21 protein-coding genes and 1 tRNA gene are annotated in these 24,191 nt (G+C 66.6%); 10 read left to right on the top strand and 12 right to left on the bottom strand.

Features of this window, described 5'->3' with window-relative positions; genetic code table 11:
- Positions 1-16 precede the first annotated feature (16 nt).
- The 10 genes from QE385_RS18515 (at position 17) to QE385_RS18470 (ending at position 12,394) form a co-directional block, all read left to right on the top strand.
- Positions 17-2,146: a TonB-dependent receptor gene (locus QE385_RS18515; protein ID WP_307104402.1), complete on the top strand. Its 2,130-nt coding sequence runs from the start codon at positions 17-19 to the stop codon at positions 2,144-2,146.
- A gap of 136 nt (positions 2,147-2,282) precedes the next feature.
- On the top strand, positions 2,283-3,467 hold the full coding sequence (locus QE385_RS18510) for an acyl-CoA dehydrogenase (RefSeq protein ID WP_307104399.1): 1,185 nt from the start codon (positions 2,283-2,285) through the stop codon (positions 3,465-3,467).
- Between the two features lie 139 nt (positions 3,468-3,606).
- A complete protein-coding gene (locus tag QE385_RS18505) occupies positions 3,607-4,746 on the top strand; it encodes a CaiB/BaiF CoA-transferase family protein (RefSeq protein ID WP_307104396.1) in 1,140 nt (379 codons plus the stop codon).
- A 48-nt stretch (positions 4,747-4,794) separates the two neighbouring features.
- Positions 4,795-5,352 (top strand): (2Fe-2S)-binding protein, encoded by a 558-nt coding sequence (locus QE385_RS18500; RefSeq protein WP_307104395.1) that lies wholly within the window; start codon positions 4,795-4,797, stop codon positions 5,350-5,352.
- 114 nt (positions 5,353-5,466) lie between these two features.
- A complete protein-coding gene (locus QE385_RS18495; protein ID WP_307104393.1) occupies positions 5,467-6,408 on the top strand; it encodes an RcnB family protein in 942 nt (313 codons plus the stop codon).
- Between the two features lie 80 nt (positions 6,409-6,488).
- On the top strand, positions 6,489-7,175 hold the full coding sequence (locus QE385_RS18490) for a 2OG-Fe(II) oxygenase (RefSeq protein WP_307104391.1): 687 nt from the start codon (positions 6,489-6,491) through the stop codon (positions 7,173-7,175).
- An 84-nt stretch (positions 7,176-7,259) separates the two neighbouring features.
- Entirely contained in the window at positions 7,260-9,014 is a 1,755-nt protein-coding gene (gene recJ / locus QE385_RS18485) for a single-stranded-DNA-specific exonuclease RecJ (protein WP_307104389.1), read from the top strand.
- A gap of 57 nt (positions 9,015-9,071) precedes the next feature.
- Positions 9,072-9,146: transfer RNA gene (locus tag QE385_RS18480), tRNA-Glu, on the top strand.
- Between the two features lie 95 nt (positions 9,147-9,241).
- Positions 9,242-11,059, top strand: a complete 1,818-nt coding sequence (locus tag QE385_RS18475; protein WP_307104826.1) for a site-specific integrase — start codon at positions 9,242-9,244, stop codon at positions 11,057-11,059.
- A gap of 309 nt (positions 11,060-11,368) precedes the next feature.
- The gene (locus QE385_RS18470) at positions 11,369-12,394 is read left to right on the top strand and encodes a hypothetical protein (protein ID WP_307104387.1); all 1,026 of its coding nucleotides are present in this window, start codon (positions 11,369-11,371) and stop codon (positions 12,392-12,394) included.
- A gap of 213 nt (positions 12,395-12,607) precedes the next feature.
- Here QE385_RS18470 and QE385_RS18465 read toward each other — a convergent pair.
- From QE385_RS18465 to QE385_RS18410, 12 genes are all read right to left on the bottom strand, one after another.
- A protein-coding gene (locus QE385_RS18465) for an IS5 family transposase (RefSeq protein WP_307102204.1) occupies positions 12,608-13,365 on the bottom strand; the annotation gives its coding sequence in 2 pieces (ribosomal slippage) (positions 12,608-13,032 and positions 13,032-13,365; 759 coding nt in all).
- A gap of 589 nt (positions 13,366-13,954) precedes the next feature.
- A complete protein-coding gene (locus QE385_RS18460) occupies positions 13,955-14,443 on the bottom strand; it encodes a hypothetical protein (RefSeq protein ID WP_307104386.1) in 489 nt (162 codons plus the stop codon).
- Between the two features lie 35 nt (positions 14,444-14,478).
- Positions 14,479-14,832: a hypothetical protein gene (locus tag QE385_RS18455; protein ID WP_307104384.1), complete on the bottom strand. Its 354-nt coding sequence runs from the start codon at positions 14,830-14,832 to the stop codon at positions 14,479-14,481.
- The gene (locus QE385_RS18450; RefSeq protein ID WP_307104383.1) at positions 14,829-15,386 is read right to left on the bottom strand and encodes a hypothetical protein; all 558 of its coding nucleotides are present in this window, start codon (positions 15,384-15,386) and stop codon (positions 14,829-14,831) included. Before QE385_RS18450 ends, QE385_RS18455 begins: the two co-directional genes overlap by 4 nt.
- A gap of 47 nt (positions 15,387-15,433) precedes the next feature.
- Complete coding sequence (locus tag QE385_RS18445; RefSeq protein WP_307104381.1) at positions 15,434-16,093, bottom strand: hypothetical protein; 660 nt, start codon at positions 16,091-16,093, stop codon at positions 15,434-15,436.
- Positions 16,093-16,614: a hypothetical protein gene (locus QE385_RS18440; protein ID WP_307104379.1), complete on the bottom strand. Its 522-nt coding sequence runs from the start codon at positions 16,612-16,614 to the stop codon at positions 16,093-16,095. The genes QE385_RS18445 and QE385_RS18440 overlap by 1 nt, the downstream gene beginning before the upstream one ends.
- A gap of 111 nt (positions 16,615-16,725) precedes the next feature.
- The gene (locus tag QE385_RS18435; RefSeq protein WP_307104377.1) at positions 16,726-19,422 is read right to left on the bottom strand and encodes a hypothetical protein; all 2,697 of its coding nucleotides are present in this window, start codon (positions 19,420-19,422) and stop codon (positions 16,726-16,728) included.
- A gap of 249 nt (positions 19,423-19,671) precedes the next feature.
- Positions 19,672-20,151: a hypothetical protein gene (locus QE385_RS18430; RefSeq protein WP_307104375.1), complete on the bottom strand. Its 480-nt coding sequence runs from the start codon at positions 20,149-20,151 to the stop codon at positions 19,672-19,674.
- A gap of 8 nt (positions 20,152-20,159) precedes the next feature.
- Positions 20,160-20,834, bottom strand: a complete 675-nt coding sequence (locus QE385_RS18425) for a hypothetical protein (protein ID WP_307104374.1) — start codon at positions 20,832-20,834, stop codon at positions 20,160-20,162.
- 86 nt (positions 20,835-20,920) lie between these two features.
- Positions 20,921-21,583 (bottom strand): hypothetical protein, encoded by a 663-nt coding sequence (locus QE385_RS18420; RefSeq protein WP_307104372.1) that lies wholly within the window; start codon positions 21,581-21,583, stop codon positions 20,921-20,923.
- Positions 21,584-21,599: 16 nt separating this feature from the next.
- Positions 21,600-23,645 (bottom strand): S8 family serine peptidase, encoded by a 2,046-nt coding sequence (locus QE385_RS18415; RefSeq protein ID WP_307104369.1) that lies wholly within the window; start codon positions 23,643-23,645, stop codon positions 21,600-21,602.
- Between the two features lie 22 nt (positions 23,646-23,667).
- Positions 23,668-23,874: a hypothetical protein gene (locus tag QE385_RS18410; protein WP_307104368.1), complete on the bottom strand. Its 207-nt coding sequence runs from the start codon at positions 23,872-23,874 to the stop codon at positions 23,668-23,670.
- Between the last annotated feature and the right edge of the window lie 317 nt (positions 23,875-24,191).

The raw sequence follows: 24,191 nt of genomic DNA, 5'->3' as shown, positions 1-24,191 counted from the left end.
CATCGGAGCCCTGTCCTTGCCCAAGTCCGTCCTGCTGTCCGGCCTGTCGGCCACCGCCGTCGCCGCCCTGTTCGCCCTTCCCGCCGCCGCGCAGACCGCAGGCCAGCCGACCAATCGCGGCCGCGAGATCGTGGTGACCGCGCCGGTCCAGCAGTCGGAAGCGGACGTGCTGTCGGGCACCTCGATCGTGACGGGCGAGGAACTGCAACGCTCGATCCGGCCGACCATCGGCGAGACGCTGGCCCGTCAGCCAGGCGTGTCGGCCACCTCGTTCGGCCCCAACGCCTCGCGCCCGGTGCTGCGCGGCTTCCAGGGCGAGCGTATCCGCGTGCTGACCGACGGCATCGGATCGATCGACGTGTCGAACACCAGCGTCGACCATGCCGTCGTCATCAACCCGCTGCTCGCCGAGCGGATCGAGGTGCTGCGCGGCCCCTCCGCGCTGCTGTTCGGATCGTCGGCGGTGGGCGGCGTGGTCAACGTCATCGACACCCGCATCCCGCGCACCGTGCCCGAAAATGGCTATCGCCTGTCGGGCATGGCGACCTATGGCTCGGCCGCGACCGAACGGTCGGTGGCGGGCGCGACCGATGTCGCGGTCGGCAAGCAGTTCGTGGTGCACGCGGACGGTTCGTATCTGAAGACCGACAATCTGAAGATCGGCGGCTATGTCCTGTCTCCGCGCGCCCGCGCCGAGGCGCAGGCGGCGGCGGCGCAGGCGCCCCGCGACCCGCTCAACTTCGGCCGGCTCGCCAATCTTAGCGGTCGCCTGCCCAACACCGCCAGCGAGACCTGGACGGCGGGGGTCGGCGGTGCGCTGATCACCGATACGGGCTCGCTGGGCATCGCCTATAGCCATTATGACAGCCTGTACGGCGTGCCGATCCGCTATACCCTCACCCCCGGCGGCGAAAAGCCCGAGGCGCCGCGTCTCAGCCTCGTCCAGAACCGCCTCGACCTGCGCGGCGAGATCGAGACGGGCGGCGGCTTCCTCGACCGCATCCGCCTGCGCGCGGGCGCGGCGCAATATCGCCATTACGAGCTGGAGGAAGATGGCGGCATCGGCACCGCCTTCTACAACAAGGGCATCGAGAGCCGCCTGGAGCTGGTCCAGTCGAAGCGCGACGGCTGGCAGGGCGCGTCGGGCGTCCAGTTCTTCAACCGCGACTTCGACGTGCGCGGCGACGAGGCGTTCCTGCCGCGCAACAACACCGCGCAGGTCGGCCTGTTCACCCTGCAACAGCTGGATCGCGGCGCCTTCAAGATGGAGGCGGGTGCCCGTTACGAGCATACCTCGCTGACCGCGCGCACCGCCGTCGCCGACAACCGCTTCTTCCGGGGCCAGCGCAGCTTCGACGCCTTTTCGGGCTCGGTTGGCGCCAGCTACGGCTTCGCGCCCGACTGGCGTGCGGGCCTGAACCTGTCGCGCACCGAACGCGCGCCGTCGGCCGAGGAACTGTTCGCCAACGGCCCGCACGCCGGGACCGAGGCCTATGAACTGGGCAACCCCAATTTCAAGAAGGAAGCGAGCTGGGGCATCGAGGCGACCGTCCACGGCCATGGCGAGGGCTATAGCTTCGACGCCTCGGCCTATTACAACCGCTTCTCCAACTATATCTATGACGCGCTGGTCACCCAGAGCCCCTGCGTGGCGGCGGCGGCGCCTTCGGGCCGCACCGTCGACCTGCCCTGCTTCCAATATGCGCAGGCCGATGCCCGCTATTACGGGATCGAGGCGGAGGGTTCGGTGCGCCTCGCGACGATCGGCACCTATGCGATCAACGCCGACCTGCTGGGCGACTATGTCCATGCCCAGATCCTGAACACCGGCCCCGCCCCGCGCATCCCGCCGCTGCGGCTGCTCGGCGGGCTGGAAGCGCAGTCGGACCGGGTGAACGCCCGCGTCGAGGTGGAGCGCAGCTTCCGCCAGAGCCGCGTGCTGGGGCTGGAGACGCCGACCAACGGCTTCACGCTGGTCAACGCCTCGGTCCAGCTCAAGCCCTGGGGCGCGGTGAACCCGACGACGCTGACCCTATCGGCCAACAACATCTTCGACGTCGACGCGCGCCGCCATGCCAGCGTGCTGAAGGACTTCGCGCCGCTGGCCGGTCGCGATCTGCGCGCGACGCTCAGCTTCAAGCTCTGACGCCCCCTCGAGCGTTCAGACCTGGGCCCTTCCCGTTCCGGCGGGAGGGGCCCTTTTTCATATCCCCGCCCGCCCCCGCCGGGGGTGGACAAACCAGGCCGCCTTCGGGAGAAGCGGGAGGATAAGGAGAGAAGACATGTCCCGAATGGGCAAGTTCGACTGGGCGGATCCGTTGCTGCTCGACGACCAGCTGACCGATGACGAGCGGATGATCCGCGACACCGCGCGCGCCTATGCCGACGACCGGCTGGCGCCGCGCATCATCGACGCCTTCGCCAACGAGCATACCGATCCCGCGATCTTCCGCGAGATGGGCGAACTCGGGCTGCTTGGCCCCACCATCCCGGAGGAATTCGGCGGCGTCGGCGCATCCTATGTCGCCTATGGCCTGATCGCGCGCGAGGTGGAGCGGATCGACAGCGGCTATCGCTCGATGATGAGCGTGCAGTCGAGCCTCGTCATGTATCCGATCCATGCCTATGGCTCGGACGAACAGAAAAGCCGCTATCTGCCCAGGCTGGCGAGCGGCGAATGGATCGGCTGTTTCGGGCTGACCGAACCCGATGCGGGCTCCGATCCCGGCGGCATGCGCACCACCGCCAAGAAGGTCGATGCCGGCTATGTCCTGTCGGGCGCCAAGACCTGGATCTCCAATTCGCCGATCGCCGATGTCTTCGTGATCTGGGCCAAGTCGGATGCGCATGGCGGCGCGATCCGGGGCTTCGTGCTGGAAAAGGGCATGAAGGGGCTGTCCGCGCCCAAGATCGACAACAAGCTGTCCCTGCGCGCCTCGATCACCGGCATGGTGATGATGGACGAGGTGGCGGTGGGCGAGGACGCGCTGCTGCCGCATGTCGAGGGGCTGAAGGGCCCGTTCGGCTGCCTCAACCGCGCGCGCTACGGGATCAGCTGGGGCGCGATGGGGGCGGCGGAATTCTGTTTCCACGCCGCGCGCCAATATGGCCTGGACCGCAAGCAGTTCGGGCGGCCGCTGGCGGCGACACAGCTCTATCAGAAGAAGCTGGCCGATATGGAGACCGAGATCGCGCTGGGCCTGCAAGCCTCGCTGCGCGTCGGACGGCTGATGGACGAGGGCCGGTTCGCGCCCGAGATGATCTCGATCGTCAAGCGCAACAATGTCGGCAAGGCGCTCGACATCGCGCGGGCGTCGCGCGACATGCATGGCGGCAACGGCATTTCGGGCGAGTATCAGGTGATGCGCCACATGCTGAACCTGGAGACGGTCAACACCTATGAAGGCGCGCATGACGTCCACGCGCTGATCTTGGGCCGTGCCATCACCGGGATCGCGGCATTTTGATCCCGTCCCCATTCCTCCCCAAGCTCGGCTTGGGGAGGGGAACCATCCGAAGGATGGTGGAGGGGCTTATGCCCCTGCCCCTCCACCACGCCCTGCGGGCGCGGTCCCCCTCTCCATCTTGCGATGGGGAGGATTGAGGATGGCAAATCCCCCACCCCTGACCGGACTGAAGGTCGTCGAGTTGGCCCGCATCCTCGCCGGTCCCTGGGCGGGGCAGGTGCTGGCCGATCTCGGCGCGCAGGTCGTCAAGGTCGAGAGCCCCGAGGGCGACGACACCCGCCGCTGGGGCCCGCCCTTCATCGCCAACCCGGACGGCAGCCGCGACGCGGCCTATTTCCACGCCGCCAATCGCGGCAAATCCTCGGTCGTCGCCGACTTCGCGACGCCGGAGGGGCAGCGGATCGTCCGCGACCTGGTCGCCGATGCCGATGTGGTAATCGAGAATTTCAAGCTGGGCGGCCTTGCCCGCTACGGCCTCGACCATGACAGCCTGTCGGCGATCAACCCGCGCCTGATCTATTGCTCGATCACCGGCTTCGGGCAGGACGGCCCCTATGCCCCGCGCGCGGGCTATGACTTCATCGTCCAGGGCATGAGCGGGATCATGGACCTGACCGGCGAGCCCGACGGTCCGCCACAGAAGATCGGCGTGGCGCTGGCCGACATCATGACCGGGCTCTATGCCGTGATCGCGATCCAGGCGGCGCTGCACATGCGGGAGCGCACGGGCCGTGGGCAGCGGATCGACATGGCGCTGCTCGACACGATGACCGGGGTGCTCGCCAACCAGGCGATGAACTATCTCGCCTCGGGCACGACGCCGACCCGGCTGGGCAATGCGCATCCCAATATCGTGCCCTATGCCGCCTTTCCCGCCAGCGACGGCTGGTTCATCCTGGCGGTCGGCAACGACACGCAGTTCCGGCGCTTCGCCGCGCTGGTCGGGATCGATGGCGACGATCCCCGCTTCGCGACCAACGCCTTGCGCTGCGAGCATCGCGACACGCTGACCCCGATGATCGAAGCGGCGACGCGGGTCTGGCCGCGCGACACGCTGCTCGCCCGGCTGGCGGCGGAGGGCGTCCCCGCCGGGCCGATCAATACGGTGGAACAGGCCTTTGCCGATCCGCAGGTCGTCGCGCGCGGACTGGCCATCCATCCGCAGCGGCCCGACGGCTCCACCGTCCCCGGCGTCCGCACCCCGATCCGCTTTTCCGACGCCGACCTGATGCTCGACCGCGCCGCGCCGCTGCTGGGATGCGACCGGCCGACGACGTGACCCGCCTCGATTGAGCGGGGCTGGTCGATCGCCTATGCCTGGCCCCCGATGACCAGCCTGACCGTCAACAACCAGCCCGTCCGCTATCGCCTGCCCCCGGACACGCCGCTGCTCTGGGCGCTGCGCGACGCGTCCAACCTGACCGGCACCAAATATGGCTGCGGCACGGGCGATTGCGGCGCGTGCACGGTCGATCTGGACGGGCGGGCGGTGCGCAGTTGCCAGATCCCCATCGGCCGGATCGAGGGCAGCGTCGTCACCACGATCGAGGGACTGTCGCGCGACCGCTCGCACCCCGTGCAGCAGGCGTTCCTGGCCGCCAATGTCAGCCAGTGCGGCTTTTGCATCCCCGGCCTGGTGATGGCCGCCGCCGCGCTGCTCCGCCGCGATCCCGCCCCCTCCGAAGCGACGATCCGCGCGCAGATCACCAATTTGTGCCGCTGCGGCGTCTATCCCCGGCTGGTCGAGGCGATCCAGCGCGCCGCCCGTGCCGCGCGTGGCGAGGAGACGATCCACGCCGCCCCCCTGCCCGGCACCGATCCCGCCGACGCCGCGCGTGCCGTTCCTGCGCTCCTTGCGCCTGCGGGCGTTCATGACACGCCATGACCCGATTCTTTCACAATGCTGACGGACGGGTTCAGCATCCGCTCAACGGCCATGGGGCAAGGTGCATCGCATGATCGGGGTCGGCTCGTGCGCCGACGGATGGGGATACGAGCGATGAGCAGGAACTGGATGGCGGGCTTGCTGGCGACGGCGGCGATGGCGGCGGGCATGGCCCCCGCGATGGTCGGCGCGCAGGCGATGATCATGGATGGCCCGCGCGGCCGTCCCGAGGGCGGACCGCGCCCCGGCGGCCCTGCCCCCGGTCCGGGCAATCCGGGCGGCCCGGCCGGTCGGCTGGAGCGCAGCGAGGGGCGGCCGATCTTCCACGACCGCGAATCCTTTCCCGAGAACCGCCCGGCCTTCCGCCCGGACCATGCCGAGGCGCCGCGCCCGCAGCGTCCCGAACCCGGCCCCGCACCCGGCCGCCCCGGCGGTCCCGATGGCGGACCACGCGATTATGACCGCCCCGGCCCGGACGGACCCGGCCCGGACCGGCCGCGTCCCGATCGCGGCGACTGGCGCGGTGACCGCCCGCGCGACCCGGCGGGCTGGCGGACGCCGGACGATGACCGCCGCCAGCAGGAATGGCGTCAAAGGGAATGGCGGGACCAGGCGCAGAACCAGCGCTGGCGCGACGAGGAACGGCGTCGGCGCGAGGATCGCGACCGCTGGGGCCGCAGCTTCGGCGACTGGCGGGACCAGAACGACCAGAATTACGGCTTTGCCGAACGGCGCGCCTGGGCCGATCAGTGGAACCGCAGCTGGCGTCGCGACCGCCGCTATGACTGGCTGGGCTGGCGCTCGCTCAATCGCGGCGCCTATCACCTGCCCCGCTATTATTCGCCCTATGGCGGCTATGGCTATCAGCGTTTCTCCAGCGGCGTGATCCTGGAGCCGATGTATTTCGGCCAGAGCTATTGGCTGGACGATCCCTATGCCTATCGCCTGCCGCCCGCTTACGGCTCGTATCGCTGGGTCCGCTATTATAACGATGCGGTGCTGGTCGACCTGCGCAGCGGGCTGGTGGTCGACATCGTGTACGACATCTTCTGGTAATGGCGGGACGGAGGGGGTGGACGCGCCCCCTCCCTCTCCAGCCTCTTGTCTTTGGCCGCCCATCGTCGCACATCCGGGGCATGTCGTTGTTTTCGAGGAAGCCGAAGGGCAATCCCGCCGCCTCCCCCGTCCGCGCCCGCTTCGGGGTCAGCGTGCCCGAACGGCTGGACGCCAACCCCGCGGTCCAGCGCGTGGTGACCGACACCGCGCAAATCTATTATCAGCATGACTTCCTCACGCCCGCCCAGTGCGACGCGCTGATCGCGATGATCGATTCCAATCGGCGGCCCTCGACCCTGTTGTCCGACCGGCCCGATTACGGATTCCGCACCTCGGAAAGCTGCGACATGAATCGCTGGTCCCCCGATGTGCAGCCGATCGATGAGTCGATCGCCGATCTGCTCGGCATCGCCCCCGAACAGGGCGAGACGATGCAGGGCCAGCGTTATGCCCCCGGCCAGCAATTCCGCGCGCATCACGATTATTTCCACGAAAGCGAAAGCTATTGGGAAAAGGTCCGGGTCCATGGCGGCCAGCGTACCTGGACCGCGATGATCTATCTCAACGACGTGCCGGAGGGCGGCGCGACCTGGTTTCCGCAGGCGGGCATCCGCGTCGCGCCGCGCCGGGGCCTGCTTCTCGCCTGGAACAACATGAAGCTGGACGGCAGCCCCAACGAGATGACCCTGCATGAAGGGATGCCGGTGGTCGAGGGCGTCAAATACGTCATCACCAAATGGTTTCGCGAGGGCAACTGGGTCAGCTGACCCGGCGCCCCATCCCCCCTTGTCGCGACTCCGCGCGGCATGGCATGGCGTTCGCGTGACGTTCTCCGCTTTCGCCGCTCGCCCATGACCGAAGTCCTCGGCATCGGCCAATCGATTCTCGGCCAGCCCTGGCGCTGGCGTGCCCTGGCCGCCGATGCGCGCGACGGGCTGGGCCATGACGATCTGGTCGCGCAGCTGTTGCTCGCACGCGGCTGCCCGCCCGATGCGGTCGAGGAACATCGCACGCCTTCGATCCGGGGGTTCATGCCCGATCCCTCGATCTTCCGCGACATGGACCGCGCCGCCGCGCGCCTGGCCGATGCGGTGATGGCGCGAGAGGCGGTCGCCATCTTCGGCGATTATGACGTGGACGGCGCGACCTCGGCGGCGGTGATGGTCCGCCTGCTGCGCGACCTCGGCCTGGCGCCCCGCGCCTATATCCCCGACCGTCTCAGCGAAGGCTATGGCCCGACCGAGGCGGCGCTGCTGCGCCTCCAGGCGGAGGGTGCGAACCTGATCGTCACTGTCGATTGCGGCGCGCAGGCGTTCGAGCCGCTCGCCGCCGCCCAGGCCGCCGGGATCGAGATACTGGTGGTCGACCACCATAAATGCGCGACCGAGCTGCCGCGCGCCCATGCGGTGGTGAACCCTAACCGGCTGGACGAGACCGAGGGCGCGGCGCACGGCCATCTGGCGGCGGTCGGCGTCTGCTTCCTGCTGGGCGCGGCGCTGATCCGGACGCTTCGCACCCGCGGCTTCTTCGCCGACCGGGCCGAGCCGCGTTTGCTCGATCTGCTCGATCTCGTCGCGCTGGGCACGGTGGCCGATGTGGCCCCCTTGCGCGGCCTCAACCGCGCCTTCGTCGCCCAGGGGCTGAAGGTGATGGCGCAGCGGCGCAATATCGGCTTGGCCGCGCTGACCGAGGCGGCACGGCTGACCCGCGCGCCGACCTGTTCCGACCTCGGCTTTGCGCTGGGTCCGCGCATCAATGCGGGCGGACGGGTCGGTCGCGCCGATCTGGGGGTGCGGCTGCTCACCACCGAAGACCCCGCCGAGGCGCGCGCCATCGCCGAGGAGCTCAACCATTTCAACGACGAACGCCGCGCGATCGAGGCCGGGGTCCAGGCCACCGCCGAGACCATCGTCGACCGCGCGCGGCAGGTCGCGGTCGTCTCCGGCGCGGGCTGGCATCCCGGCGTCATCGGCATCGTCGCGGGGCGGCTGAAGGAAAAGCTCGACCGCCCCGCCATCGTCATCGCCATCGACGAGCATGGGATCGGCAAGGGATCGGGCCGCTCGATCGCCGGGGTCGATCTGGGCGCCGCCATATTGTCCGCCAAGGAACAGGGCCTGCTGATCGCCGGAGGGGGCCATGCCATGGCGGCGGGCCTGACCGTGGAGGCGGATCGGATCGCCGAGTTCGCCGAGTTTCTGGAGGAGCGCCTGGCCGAAGCAGTGGTCCGCGCCAGCGCGGGGCGCGCGCTGCTGGTCGACGCCGTGCTGGCACCCGGCGGGGTCAATCCCGCTTTGGTCGGCGCGATGGAGGCGGGCGGCCCTTACGGCATGGGCTGGCCTGCCCCGCGCATCGCCGCCGGCCCCTTTCGCGTGATCCGCGCCGATCTGGTCGGCACCAACCATGTCCGCGCCATCGTCGCCGGCGCGGACGGCCGCAGCCTGAAGGCGATGGCCTTCCGCCAGGCCGACACCGCGCTGGGACAGGCTTTGCTGGGGGCAGGCAGCACGCGCCGCCTGTGGCTGGCAGGCCGCGCCAAGGTCGACGACTGGTCGGGCCGCGACGTCGCAGAACTCCATATCGAGGACGCCGCATGGGCCGACTGAAAAAAGTTGTTGACCGATTCCACAACCTCCCTTAGAGGCCCCTCCACGCCACCCGGCGGCCCCTTCGTCTAGCGGTTAGGACGCGGCCCTTTCACGGCTGAAACACGGGTTCGATTCCCGTAGGGGTCACCAGCATCCGCCAGAATGGCGGATTTGCGCGGTTTTGGCGGTCTTCATGGACGCTTTACCCATCCTTGTGTACAAAGGATGCGTACAAAGTGATCCGTATGGCCACCCCTTTCAAAGATCCTCGCACCGGCATTTTCTACTTTCGACGGGTCGTCCCCGCCGCGCTCCGCCCGTTCTTCGATGGCGCGTCGAGCGAGTACAAGCGCACCCTCGATACCCGCGATCCCGACGAAGCCCGTCAGCGCTACCATCCGCATGCCGTGATCTATGAGCAGAAGCTTGCCGCCGCCCGTCGCGCCTTGGCCAGCCGGCAACTCCGCTCGGCACGTGTGATGGTCGACGATTTTCTCGACGGACAATCGGATGAGCAACTCCGCGGCGCGGCGCAGAAGCTCGCCGCGCTCGAGCTCGGGGCATTCGAATATGCCAACGGCCTGACTGACCATGCGCCCGGTGCACGCTACGACTTCGGCGCGCCGCCGGGCCTTGATGATCTGCGGGACCACACAAGCCGAACCGTTATGTTGAATGCGGTGCCCGACTTCATGCCCCTGCCCTGGCTCGAGACGCTACAGCGGGTTGCCGCCCTCCCCACCCTCGATCCAATCGAGTGGTTGATCGCAGCGGTAGCCTCCGCCAACGCCCTGGGCTGGCCGCTGGCGCCCGAACTCTACGAGGCAATTGGTCGCGCTTACCTTGACAGGCTCTGCGCTGCCTGTGCTCTCAGCATCGATCCGGCACGGAGCCGCATCCTACCACCCTCGGTCCTTGTGACGGGCTCCGGGGCGGTCCTCCCCGCGCTATCCCCACCTTCGAAAAAATCACAGCTGCCGACGCCGCCAGCCAAGACGATGCCGACAATCACCCAGGTCTATGAAGCCTGGGCAAAGTTCGAGCCGCGCGAGGCCAAACTCGTCGACGAGTGGCGAACCGCCGTGAATCGGTTCGCCCAGCTTCATGACGACCCACCCGTCGATCAGATCACGGCATCGATGGTACGCGCCTATCGCCGCACCTGTTCCGGACTTCCCAGTCGGGCAAAGAAGAAGGTTACCGCGCTCCCCTTGTTAGAACAGGTCGAATTAGCCGAAGCTGAGGGATTACCGAAGCTAGCGAATGGTACCGTCAATAAGGCACTTTCAGCCATAAGGGTGACCCTCGAACACGCAGTCGAGGAAATGGAGGTCATCGAGGACAATGTTGCCAAGACGGTGAAATCCTTGCCAACAAACTCTTTGCAGGATCCGCGCCTCCCGTTCGAGCCGGAGGATATGGCAAGAATCTTCAACGCTCCTCTGCCTGAACGTGACGGGGTAGCGCCGCGAACGCTGTTCTGGGTACTGATGCTCGCCGCATTCACCGGTTGCCGCCTCGAAGAACTGGGCAAACTGCGGCCGGGCAACATCAAGACCGACGATGGCATCCCATACATTGCCATCGAACCCGATCGTCTGCGCGTCCGCCAGGAGCAAGAGGGGCCAGCCAAGCGGATGAAGACTGCCAGCGCCAAGCGGGACATCCCGTTGCATTCGACGCTGCTCGAAGCGGGCTTCCTTGATATGGTGAATGCGCGCCGCGCGGAAGGCGCGGAATGGCTGTTCCCCGAACTCGAAGCCAATGCCTATGGCAGCCGGACGCAACGCCTGTCGCGCGTGTTGAACGATTTCCTCGATGCAATCGGCCTGTCCGATCCGGAACTGGTGTTCTACTCGTTTCGTCACACCGGGAAGCGCGCCGTGCGCGGCAAGGTTCTGAGAGAAATCGTCGATTTGCTCTTCGGCCATGCAGATGGATCCGTCAGCACGCTGTATGGGCGCGGCGCCGAAATGACGGTACTCCGCGACGCCGTAGAGAAGATTCAATACCCTTCGGTCGATTGGCAACCGGTGATCGCAACGGGCCGAAAAATGACATGAGAACCAGCGCGGCGAGCCAAACTTCACGTCGCTGCATGATATGTATCTCGCCCTGATGGACGACAATGAGCGGCGGCTACCGACCAAGGCCGGTCGTCCAACTCAGACACCGTGAATGTCCGCTTCTAGCGGAACTTGCCAAGAAGGCTTTAATCGAGCTGTCAGCAAGGCGCCCCGGTATTAGCCTTTTAACGCGGCGTCGACTGTCGGGAAAGCTGCCACTATCTGAGAGGCCGCAACCGCGGGTGTTGTTGTCTGGATCTACCGTTGATAGGTTCCAATGCCGGACCGAACCATTAGACGGTCGCGATGCAGATAATCGCAAAACGCCTTGTCGACTCGATCCTCATCATGCCGAACACCGAACATGTGTTCGGCACCGACGCTGCCGCCGCACCGCTGGCGATCGTCGCCCAACTGACCTTCGGCGATATCGCGACGATCTATCTGACCGAGCTTGGCGCCATCGCGATCCAGTTCCTCGACAGCGGGGAACTGGCGTCGATCGAGCAGTTCGACGCGGTCGGGCCGGGCGCCTTCGCGATTCCCGACCATGTCACCGAGCGGCGCGACGAGATTCTCGTCCTGCAAGGCCGGCGGCTGCTCTTCGCCAACTTCATCGCCGGCGCGGTGTTCGGACGCATCTGCGCCATCCGCCATACCGCCCTATCGGGCGCGGTCAGCGCGAGCATGAATGACATTCTGGCGTTCGAGCGTCGAGGCGACGTGATCGCCGTCGAAAACACCGCGTATGCGACCGCAGTGCTTGGCCCGAAACTCGCCGCCGCCAGGCAGAATGCACCGCGCATGCAGCTGATCAGTGCCGGCGATCTGTCCGATGCGGCGCGCTTTACCGAAAGTCTCGCGGCCCGCGCGTCGGCCTTCGCTTACGCAAATCTGCAGGTCTGCATGGCCATGAACTATCAGGCGGCGGTTCTGCACCATGCGCAGTTGGCCCCCGCCAGCTTCGCCATCAATTTCTCGGTGGCCGAAGCGCTCATCAACGAAGTCTTCTTCGCCTATGGCGCCGTTACTACGGTGCCCCGCCAGGCCTTCGCCGCGCACCATCACACGATGGCCCCGGTATCCCGCAAGACGCTGCGCGAACGCAATTTGAAAACGAAGATCGAGGATTTGGAGGGTGGCGGATTGATTTCGTCCTATCTCGGCCAGCGGCTGCAGACGGCGCGGCTGGCGCGCAACGATCTCATGCATGGCGCGATCCCCGTCGCCGTCACCGCATCCGGCGACCTGCAGACCATGGTGCGCGACCTGTGGGGACTGCTGCTCGACGCGCCATTCGAACTCAACGCCGGCTTTGTGATGCGGGTATGAGCGTCGGCTAGGACCGATCTACACGTTCTGGCGCTGCTCGGTCGCGGATGCCGCTCGATCGCATCGAGCACTTGGTGGCGTACCAGCGCGGTCAGGAAGTCGAATACGGCCCTCGTGTCCGCCGAGATAACCTGCGCCAATTGCGCGTATAGATGCGCTACGCCTGCGACGCGGACTACCGATCCGCTTTTTGCTAGGGTCAGGACTCGTTGATCACAGCCAGAAGATAACGGTGGCAGCGAGAGCGACGGCGGAGAAGAAGGCCGTGGGGCAGCGATCGTAGCGGGTAGCGACGCGCCTCCAGTCCTTAAGGCGGCCGAACATGATCTCGATGCGGCTGCGACGCCGGTAGCGACGCTTGTCGTACCTGACCGGCTCGTTGCGTGATCGCCGGCCCGGGATGCAGGGCTGGATGCCCTTGGCCTGGAGGGCGTCGCGGAACCAGTCGGCGTCGTAGCCGCGGTCCCCGAGCAGCCACTGCGCTTTTGGCAGTTCGTCCAGCAGCGCTGCCGCGCCGGTGTAGTCGCTGACTTGGCCGGCGGTCATGAAGAAGCTCAAGGGGCGGCCGTTCGCATCGGCAACGGCATGGAGCTTGGTGTTCATGCCGCCTTTGGTCCGACCGATCAGGCGGCCGAGATCCCCTTTTTAACCCGCAAGCTCGATGCCGTGCGGTGCGCCTTCAGGTAGGTCGCGTCGATCATCACGGTCTTGGGCTCGGCATCGCCCGCAGCTAACCCCTCCATCATGCGCGTGAACACGCCTCGCTCGCCCCAGCGCTTCCACCGGTTATACAGCGTCTTGTGCGGGCCGTAGGCGCTGGGCGCATCTCGCCAGCGCAGCCCGTTCTTGTTGACGAACACGATGCCGCTCAGCACCCGCCGGTCGTCCACCCTCGGCTTGCCGTGGCTCTTGGGAAAGAACGGCTGCAGGCGCTCCATCTGCTCGTCCGTCAGCCAAAACAGGTCGCTCATCCCGGTCTCCTTGCGGAAGCCTGAATCAGATCGCGACGCTCACATCAATGGGTCCTGACCCTAGAGCAGGCGCGTTCCAGTGCCCCTTGTTCGGTAAGGTCATAAACGTGTCCCACCTGTCGCCTATAGACGTAGGCGTGATCGGAAAGGAGAAGCTTCCCAGTCCGTGTTAGCGGCGCCGCAATTTTTCGCATTCTGAAGGGTCGTGCAGTCGCCGACGCTGTTCACCTCGGAGGACTCTGGGCCCGGGTGTTTCTATACGACAGCCCCCGATTGTAGCAGCCGCTTCGGATAAACTTCCGCCTGTCGGCCACCGGCCCAGCTTTTGTCATAACGCGACGCCGCTCGAGCAAGCGCTGAACGTCAGCCTCTTACAAGAGCTGACGTTCAGCCTGTGTAATGCAAACGACGGCTTTGTCCCACATCATGCCCTTATCAAACAATGTTGGCATTCCAGCATACAATAACCCTTGAAACAGACGATCGACCCTGCTCCGCGAAAAAGGATAGCGATTTATTCTTGCAAAAGTGCGTCAGTCGGATGGGAATGATAATGCTGCTGCCGACTGGGCGGCAGCAGCTTTGAATATCAACACCAGGTCTGCAAATTGACTTGGCCTCCCAGGTCGGCGCCGTCGCGAACCAGCGCCGCCAGCTTCGCGGTCGCGCGGTCACATCCGGCCGCCAGCGACGCCGGCCACCCCCGCACCTGCACGATCTCGCCCGGCAGCACCTTGAAGTGGGACTGAGCCCCGTCCTGCGGCACGATCACCGCGCGAGCCTTGCCGGGGATGAGCGACAGGCGGCATCTCGTCGAAACGTAGCAGACGGTGTCGCGCGGCAGCATGACGGTGATCCCGGTCATGACGGGGACGTCGTCTTCGCCGACGGCGAATTCGAGATAGATGAGATCAACCTGTGCCTCAACGGCCGTGCGACCGAACGCGATCTGCTGGAGATGGTCGAGCGGATCACCGGCCATGATCATCAGGCCGGGGTTCATGATCTTGTTGTCGAGCAAGAGCTTGGAAACGGCAGCGACATGGGCGCGGACATGGGCGGTCTGGTCGGGGTTCATGGTGTGTCTTCCTTGTTTCATCCCCACCACGGGGATCACATCGACTTGCCCATCCCCCTCATCTTCTCCCCTCCACCGCGATCGCGCTGTTGATCAGCCCGCGCGGCAGGCGGTTCGTGCGGGATCGAGCAACCCGATCCCATGTGAAGCTGCGCCGTGATCCGCCGCAGGACAGCACGGTCAAGCGCGTGCGCCCCATCAGCGACGCGCACCGCCCGGACCCGCTCGACGGCCGACGGGCATATGACGGCGGCGACCGCCATCACGCCTCGCGTACTCGGCCCCGCCGCCGCGTGCTGCCAGTGCTGGCCGGCCAGCACGAGCAGCGGGAAGGCGATGACGAGCGCCCAGCACGCCTGCCGCAGCAGGCGGGGCATCGGCACCGTCATGACCGATCCTCCCCGTCCGCAGGGCCGGATGCCAGGCCGCGCTCGCCGTGGACCAGCATGCGGATGGCCCGGACCAAGCCATCGGCGCGTTCGTGTGCCGTTCGCCACGGCACCTCTTCGACACGAAGATGTCGCGCCGTCAGCCGGAACCCCGAAGCAGCCGTGCCATCCCGCTTGTCCGGTGTCGGCACGAGCCACAGGCCAGCGTCGACACCAACCCAGAGCGTCAGCATCCAGTGCCAGGTAACCCGCCCGCTATGCCACACACCCAACGCAAAGCCCGGCATCCCGTCCTCGGCTGTAGCCCTGACGATCAGCGCGTCCGACCGGGTCGCGAGCAGCGCGCTGTCCATCGCGGCGATGGACGCGGCGAGATTGCCGACCGTTGTCGTGACCAGCAGGTGGTTCGCCTCGCTATACAGGCAGCCAGCGAGCGGCAGGCCGAGGTCGGCCGGCATGTCGGTGAGCCGCCACTCCGCTCCCTGCGCCAGTGTCCGCACGACGTGCGAGTTCATCGCCTGGCCGATCCGCGGCCAGGGTTCGTTATCGTTCATGATGTTTCCCGATGATGGTGTTGGTTCGCCGGCGGGCGCCAGCGTGTTCAGGCTTGCCGCCAGTCGGCCTGGAATGCCCGAAAGGCGTTGCCGACCAGGGCATGGGCCTTGTCGGTGGCGAGCGGTGTCACCCATTCGCCAAAGCCCAGCGGCGTCAGTCGCCTGGGGCCAGCAAGGAGAACATGAACATGCGGCGGGCTGGCACTTCCGGCCCGGTGGGGCGCATGCTGGACCAGCAGTGCGGCCACCTCGAACGGCACAACGAGCAGTTGGCGGGTGAAGTCGCGGACCAGTTCATATTGCTCGTGCAGTCGCGCGGTCGGGAAGGTGAAGGTCAGATAGGCGAGCAGGGCCTTGGCCTTGACCGGCAGTTCCGCGTCGACCGTCTCCATCAGGATACGCGCGTCGGACAGCCGGTCATCCGCCCCCGGCGGCAGCAGCACCTCGGCCCGTGCGGCGGTCAGCGTCCATGGCGGCGTGTCGGGTGGTGCACCGACGGTCAGTTTGGCGGCGGCAAAGGCCGCCGCGCTGTTCAGGTGGCCGCGAAAGCTGGGTCGCAGGCAGCCATACATGACACGGGTCGCATCACGATGGGCATCGTCGCCGGTCAGCACCAGCCAGCTATGCGGGTTTGCCGGATCCGGCAGGCAGCCCGGGTTGACCTCGACGCTGGGTGTTGCGGCTGCGCGCTTGGCCTTGGTCCGCATCAGAACGCACCTTGCGGGTAGAGGCGTTCGGCCAGATCGGACGCAGCGCGGTAGATGCCGTCGGCGCGTTCGGCGAGCGTTGCATAGGGTGGCACCAGATAGAGTTCGAGGCCGTGCGCTTCCAGCCGGATCGCCCCACCGAACCCGAACGGCACCAGCCACAGGCCGCCATCATCGTGGCGGTAGAGCGCCAGGTCCTCAAGCTTGAAGGGGGTAAGGCCGCCGCCCGCCAGCACGACGTCGATCGACACCGGCAGCAGGTCACCGCCGGTCAGGCAGCAGCGTACCAGCATCACGTCGATCGACTGATCCGCCGCGAGCCGTTCGATCTTGCTGCGGAACATAGGTGCGGCGACACAGCTCAGCGAGACGACGACCGACTGGGCGTCGTACAGAACGCTGTCGGCGGGCATACCGCCGCCCGAAACCAGGACGGGCACCTCGGGCTTGCCGAAGGCGGAGGAGATATAATGAAGAAGCACGTGCGGCAGCGAGTGCACGGGGGTAGTCAGGAAATCCATTGTGGTTCCGAAGCTTAAGGGTCGCGAACCGAGCGGTCCGGACAAGCACCTCCAATCTTTTTCATCGATCTTCAGCGGCTCAAAAGCCCAGCTTCCCCCTTACTGCAACGCCTACCTTTCCTGTCCTTTCTTACTTGTCTGGCTTGTCACGCCAACGGCAGGGCCTCTGCTTCCGGTATGTCGTTTTCCACCCGACATACCGGATTGAGGCTGAGCCGCTTGCCGGTCGCCAACGGCTGCGACCGCCTGGACGAGCAAGCCGGTCGACTTGCCTTTCGACGCACGATTGGCGGGCGATGGCTCCGGAACGGCTATGGGCGACGTGGCGGCGGGCTCATCAGGGCCAGTGGGCGGCGCACCCGTCGCCTTGCGTCGGCGCTTGGCCTGGATTGTCGACAGCGTCTGGAGCAGCTCGACATGCTGCAGGCTGCCGATATCCGCCAGCGTGCGTGATTGTCCGCCGTCGGCACCACGATCCGCGACGGTGAGCGTTTGCCAAACGTCCTCGCCGGGCAGACCCGACCTGCCGCCATGGTGCTGATGCATCAGGTCACGGGACACAGCTGCCGATGCCGCCATGACCTTACGCCGCTGGCGTTCTTTCAACAGCAGTTTCTGAATTTCAGGTTCGTCGCCGAGCAGGCGGAACAGCCGGTGGATCGCGGGCGGGACCGTCTTGTCGATCACATATCCGCCCGGGACGAAACGCAGGTGTCCATGGCTTCGGCGATGCTTGATCAGCCATGTGTACAAGCGTTCTTCGACCTGCGGTCGATAGGCCGGCGATATCGGCTTGAGCGGTTTCAGCTTGGCAGGATCAGCTGGGACGTATCGCAACCTTTCACGCCAATTGTCCGTGACCGCGACAACCTCAGCCCACGCCTTCTCGACCTTGCCGTCGAGGTCCTCCAGCCGCGCTGCCGCGCGGGCCTGCTGCGGGGTCGGTGCCACGATGGCGTTGATTTCGCCCAGCCAAGCGCGCGCTTCTTCCTGGATTTCCAGACTGGCGGTGCCGACACGCAGCACGGTCTCAGCCCGTGAGCGCACCATCCGCTCGACGATGACGACCAGCCTTGCCTGGCACCGCCGCGTCACGGCGGCGTTTGCGAGTTCCCGCCAGTGCGCAGTCGCCTTCAGGGAAGCCGCCGAAGCCCGTCGACCGAGCTGGATCGCGGCCCTGAGACGATTCTCGAGCCGGTCGCGATCGGCCTGCTCCAGAAGCAGTCGCATCTCATCATCGTACCGGATATGAGCGTTTCGCGTACCGGCAGCCGTGACCTCGCCCCTGGCCTCGCTGGCGGTGATGGCGGGGCCGAGATGCTCCATCGGCGTCAGCCGGATCCTGGCGTCCTTAAACGTCCCCGTCGCGTAGACGGGGCTGCCCGCCCGGCCATTCACGACCTTGTTGACGATGTCGACATAGCGTTTGCGCAACGCTTTGACGTAGCGTTGACCAGCCACAAAATGGGAAACGGCCTTTTCGCCGTCCTTCGGCACGTCCCGGGTCGGCTCTGCGATCTTGTCCTGGCGATAAGGGTAACAGAACTTGCCGTTCCGCTTGCGCTCGGAATATTCGAAATCCCAGCAACCCTCGCCTTCGAACGGCTTGCGGGGGTTGCGCTCGTCATTGATCTCCTTCGCCGTCAGCCAGCGTGCTGGCCGATCATACCCATCGATGTGGAAGTGGAAGTTGTCGGGGTCGTTCGTCGCATCAGGGCGATGGATCGCGGCGACGTACATCCAGCCTTCCGCGTTGAGCGCCTCACAAAAACGTTCGAGCACCAGGCGCCGCTCGGCCGGCTTCAATCCGCGTGGAAACTCGCCGACGAAGCGGGTCTGGGTGCGCCCGCATGGTCCCGCCTTCCAGTTCGGTCGCGCAGCCGCGGGTAAGCCAGGCTGGTCATCACACCACACCAGCCGGTCATAGGCCTCTTCCAGGTTGACCTTGGCGATGTCGACGATGGTGTCGACAAGGGCCTTGCCTTTAGCTTTCGCCTTCGTCTGCTGGGCAAGCCGTTTCTGCTGCAGCGTCACCGCAGCCTTGCGCACCCATCCCGGTGCATCATGCCGGGTGGCCAGCAGCATCCAGTCATCGGCATATTGCGTCGAGACGTGCAGCGTCCCGCCCTTCGCCTGCCGCTCGCAACGCTCGGCTGCCTCGAACAGGCTGCGTTCCCGTCCGCGCCCGCCGGGAATGTTGCTGATAATGGCGAGGTGGTTCTGCAGCCGGCGATCTTCGTCCATGTCGAGCATGTCGATCAGCCGCGCGGTGTCATTCTTCTCCACGGCGGTGGTACGGGTGATATAGTCGAGATGCGTTTCGAAGTCGGCGACACCGCCGCGCGTCACATAAGCGTGATGGGCAGCGGCGATGCCGCTTCGGTCAGGATAGCGCGGGTGGGTACGGCCGTCCTTCGCGCGTGGGACGACGGTGCGGCTGATCCGAACCATGTCGAAATGCGGGATCCGCACAGGTCCGGTCTGGCGCGGGCTCACCGAAAGCGGGCTAGCCCGTGAGAAGTCGACCGACGTCGCTCGTCCGCCACCGCTGCCAGTATTAGCGACGCGCTGGCGCGCGTGGGCGGCTTTGGAAAAGGGCGAAAGAATATCGAAACCGGCGTCGGATGTGACCCGCGTGCGACCGCGCACGACACTTCGCTTGGGCTCGATCTCCCACTTGCCGAAGCCACCGCGTCGCAAGCTCGCTCCGATCGCCTCGCGATCCTCGCGCGCCAGCCGCCGCAGCAGCGCCTGTAGCTGATGCGCATATTGCGGATAGGCAGGTAGTGGGTCGGCGCCGCTGGTCATGGCGTACAGTGTCCCGTGGCGCCGCCCTATTCTCAAGGGGGCGCCTCTTGGCCTCGAACAAAAAATGCCTTCCGGAGCCGAAGGTGGAGGATATAGGGGATGTCGCCGACCAACGGTCGGTGAGCCCCCGCAAAAAGGTGGTCACCACCTTTTTGCGCTGTTGCGCCTTAAATCTTGCCCGGGCTTCTTCTGTTTCCTCCTATCTGATCCGAAAGGCATCCGAAGCTCGCCGATCCTCATCGGCTGGGGTCAGGATCCGCAGGTCAGGCGCCCCCGCGCGATCCATCGGCGGCGACCGTTGCGAACCTCGATGTCGGCCGCCCCCTCGTTCACCTCGGTGCCCTTCCACCTTGATGGGCCGATGGGCGTGACCGTCACGGTGATGCTGTCCCCGACCCAGCGATCATGGGTAAACGGGAACAGGTCGCCAGCGCCGGCCGCAGGCCGAAGGTGCATGATGCCGCGGGCCAGACGGATCACGGCAAGGTCGTCGGCCGCGGCGAAGCGCATGTGCCTATCAGTCGCCAGCGACCACGAGCAGCCGGTCCCCGCGGCTCCCGCCTTCATGACCATCGGCATCGACAGCGGCCGCAGCGGTGCTACGGACGCAGTGGCCCCGACGCCGTTTCGCGGGACGCCTACTGGCATGTTCGCGAGCGTTGGCGCGGCGGCCAACAGCGATAACGCGGCGGCGACAGGCACGAGTAGCGACACAATGGCCGTGTTCATGCCCGACCTCAAAAAGCCCCGCGCGCCGCAGCAGGTGCTTCGCGGGCCGCTGCCGCCTTCACCGCAGCCTCATCGGCAAGACGCGCGTTGCTTCCCCGGGTGCCGAATATCTTGAGGGACCAGGCGTCGGACCTGACGGTGATGCGCGGATTGGGCTCCATGGTCAGATCGCCGCCGCATCGGCTCGTGCACCACGATCCGTTCGACGGGACGCCCTCAGTTGGCCGCCCGAACTTGGCCTCGACCTGCGCAAGGAGAGTCGCCGGATCGACGCGGTTGGTCGACACCGTCAGGTCGATCCGGTCGACGATCTCGCCCGCTGGCGTCTGCGCCATGAACAGACGGAGATGTTCACCAGCAGGACCCTGGCAAGTCAGGTCACCAACGGCAGTGCCATCAGGGCCGAAGCCATCGGGGACGCCTTTGCGCTTGCGGACCTCCCGCTCGACAAGTTGCCGGAAGGAGGCCACCTGGTAAGTCGAGCAACGGTAGGTTCCCGCCAGCGCTGCCTGCACCGCGGCCAGCGGCATGCCTAGGCGGACGCCGGCGACGTCCATCGCCAGCGGTTTGGCCATGGCAGACGCGGGTTGTGCGGGCACTCTCGCCTTCTGCGCTATGGCGGGAGCAGTGGCGGGCGACAGCGCCATCACGGCAACAATGGCGGCGGCCCTGGTCATTTTCATGGTAGTGTCCCTTCACGGCCCGGCGCTCGGCGCCCGGGTCATGGTGTCGGTCGAAATGGATGGGATGGTGACGGTCACGTCCATCGTCAGCGCGGCATCGGTCGCCAGCCATCGCTCTGCAGCTCGAACGGCATCGTCGCCTCCTTCGGCTCGGCCATCTGCGCTTGTTCTGCCGGCGGCATGACGGGGATCGGATCGACGCCGTGATAGGTGTAGGTGACCTGGCTGACACGATGACCGGCAAAGTCGGTCGGCTCGGTCCAGCGCACCACCTCGACGACCTCGCCTTTTGCGAGGCAGAAGGACGGCACCGAAACCATGGCGTTCGTTGCCTTACGCTCGACCGTATGCAGATAGGGCGCGCCTTTTCGCGTCGGCGCGTAGGAGATCAACGGCTGCCGCACGAACGCGTTAGTGGACCCGCTCCACCGCGCGGGCTTCTCGAACGTCGTGCGCGTGACGAGTCCGACGCCTACCAGACCGTCCAGCATTGCGACCGCCTTCCCGTCAGAGCCCGGTCCCGCGAGCGTCGGCTTCGGCGAGGTGATGATCGGGAACCCCGATCCGCCGGGCTCGCCTTCGACCTCGTACCGCATCACATCGATGGGATGGCAGAAGACGTCGCGGACGACGGAATCGAGCGCGACGGCGAACGCCTCCTTGCTCGGGGCTTTGGATTGGCCGCACCCGCTCAAGCCGGTGGCGGTTGCGAAGAGCAGGACAGCGGCGGACAGGGATGATCTAAACATGGGCGTTCCTTAGGATTCAGCGGACGACGAAATTAAAGAAGGCGGCGACATCGGACGCGCCGCGAACATGGCCGGCGTCGAAGGCCCGCGCGACGCCGACCCGCAGCGTCGAGGTGGGCGCCAGCGCGGTCGACCAGCCGAGCTCGAGATCGAGTTCCCGCGCCGTCGGCGACAGATCGAAGGTTCGACGCTCTTCGGCTAGCACGCCCGACATCAGGTCATAGGCGACCGGCACCAGCAGCGACGCCCGCGCTCGTTCGACGCGCAGCGGCGACGACAGGCCGAGCGTCGCCAGGCCGCCGAGCAGTGGACGCACGCCCTCTACTGCGAAGGCGGTGCTAACGATGCGACCGTCGAAACGGATCGGGCCGTCACCGCCACCGTCGACACTGGTTCTACCCGTCGTGGCCCGCGCGGTCAGCGCGACACCCGCTACGGTGCGGCGTGTGACGAGGGTGGCGAGCGTCGTCCGACCGCCACGTAAGCCTGATGCGGCCATACCACCGCCGAACCCCAGCACGCGCCCATGTTCGACGAGGTCGGTTACCTCCAGGCCGATGCCAAGCGGGGTGAAGAAGGTGACACCGCGCAGGTCCGCACTGCGGTCGCGCGACGAGCCTGAGGCGAACGATGCCGACCAGCCGCCGTCTCTCCAAGACGACCACAGGCCAATGGGCTGGCCGACCACGCCGCGCAGTGGGGAGTCGGTGAGCGAGAAGCCACCGCCGACTGCGGTGTTCGCGCCGATTGTCACCGTCTGGCCGGCTGCGGGCGAGAAGCTCGCCACCGCCGGTCGGTTGGCCGTCGCGCCCTGCCACGGGCCGACCACGTCCTGCCCGGCGAAGCCCAGCCGTGCTTCGCTGACCGACCAGCGGCGGACGGGCAGCGGATCGATCGACCCGGTCATACCGCTGGCCAGCAGTCCCGACGAGCGTGCGCGGATGCCCGTCGTGCCCGTCATCGCGAAGTTGCGGCCGTAGCGGTCGAACACCGTCATGCTGCCTGCCGCCGTCGCGAGCATCGACGCTGTCGCCGCCCCACCGAACGGTGCGGAGACGTCGAGCGACGAATAGCGAGCGAGCACCGCCTGCGCCGCGGCGAACGACGAGGCCGGTGCTTGCGCCTGCATCGCCTTCTCGACGTTGAGCAGCCCCGCGCCATAGATCGGATCGACACCGGGCGCGCCCATGTCGGTGGCGGTATCGAGCAGAATACGGGCGATCGCCTTGCCGCCGAGCTGCGGCCAGTATTGTTTCAGCAGCGCCGCCGCCCCGCCGACGGCCGGTGCCGCGAAGCTGTTGCCGGTGACGGTGGTGATGCTGCCGTCCTTGTCGACCGCCTGCACGTTCACCCCCACCGCTGCGATCATGCGGTCGGCGAGCACGCCCGCATTGCCATTGGCGGAACGCGGGTTGCCGTTCGCGTCCACCCCGATCGCGAACAGGAACCAGTCGGCGTTGGCGCGGTCGCTGCCGACGAGCGTCTCGGCGAACTGGCCGGCGAAGCTGTCCTTGCCCGTCTCGTTCGCGACGGACTCGACCAGCAGCCGGTCGGCGGCGCGCAATGCATCCATCGCCGCCCGCTGTTCTGTCGCGACCTGTCCACCCCCAAAACCGTTCAGCGACATCACCGTGACGAACGCGCCCCTGGCGACGGCCTCGCGCAGCGCCGGGGCAATCAGACCCGCGTTCGGCTGTGTGCCCTCGCGGATCGGTGTCGTGCTACCCGCGGCAACGCCGTCCAGGTCAGGCCCCGTCACCTTGAGCGCAAGGATCATCGCATCGGGTGCCAGTCCCTGCATGCCGGATCCGTTGCGCGCCGCCGCTGCGATCGAGGCGACCTTGCTGCCGTGGCCATCATTGTCGTCGATCGCGAAGGGCGGCACCGTCTCGCCGGGACAGGTCGCGCAGCGGGCGATGCGCTGCTCGAAGCCGGTGCTGTCGGCCGAGATGCGACCGGCGAACTCGGGCAAGGACCGCGCGATTCCGCTGTCGATGACCGCGATCGTCACGCCCTTGCCGGTGATCCCGCGATCATAGGCATAAGCCGCCTTTGCGCTCACAACGGCGGTGGATGCTTTGTACTCAGCGGTGTCGGCAGCCGTTGGTGTTGGTGAAGGCGTAGGGGATGGCGTCGGCGTTGCCGCCGGGGTTGGCGAAGGCGTACCGGTCGGCGGGGCATTCCCACCGGGTGTGTTCACGCCACTGCCGCCCCCGCCGCATGCGGCGAGCAACAGCGCCGCCGTTGCCGCAGTCGAATTCCTGATGATGGCAAGCCGCCTGCTGCGGCATCTATAATTTGCACCCACGCCCGAACCCCCGTTCGCGCGGTGCCGGCAAGCTGATTCCAGCCGGCGGCACCGCCCCATGTGAAAAACGAGGCGGTGCCGGCCCATGAGCCGGGAGGTGACAACCTGCGGTAAGACAGGCGCGAGCGTCTTTAGGCCCTCGAGAGAGCCCTGGACATGCACGCCCGCTTCCCGGCCGAATGGAATTCGGGCCGGGCTTACGGCTACTTACCGACGAGGTTGTCACGCCTCGGTCCGCCTGCTGGCGAACAGAGCACTCCTACGCCGAGCGGGTTAACAATCTCAAGCGCTGAACTGCAG

This window comes from Sphingomonas sp. SORGH_AS_0950, from assembly GCF_030818415.1.
Lineage (GTDB): Bacteria > Pseudomonadota > Alphaproteobacteria > Sphingomonadales > Sphingomonadaceae > Sphingomonas.
The sequence above is the reverse complement of the archived record's forward strand: the minus strand, read 5'-3'. Positions and strand labels throughout refer to the sequence as shown.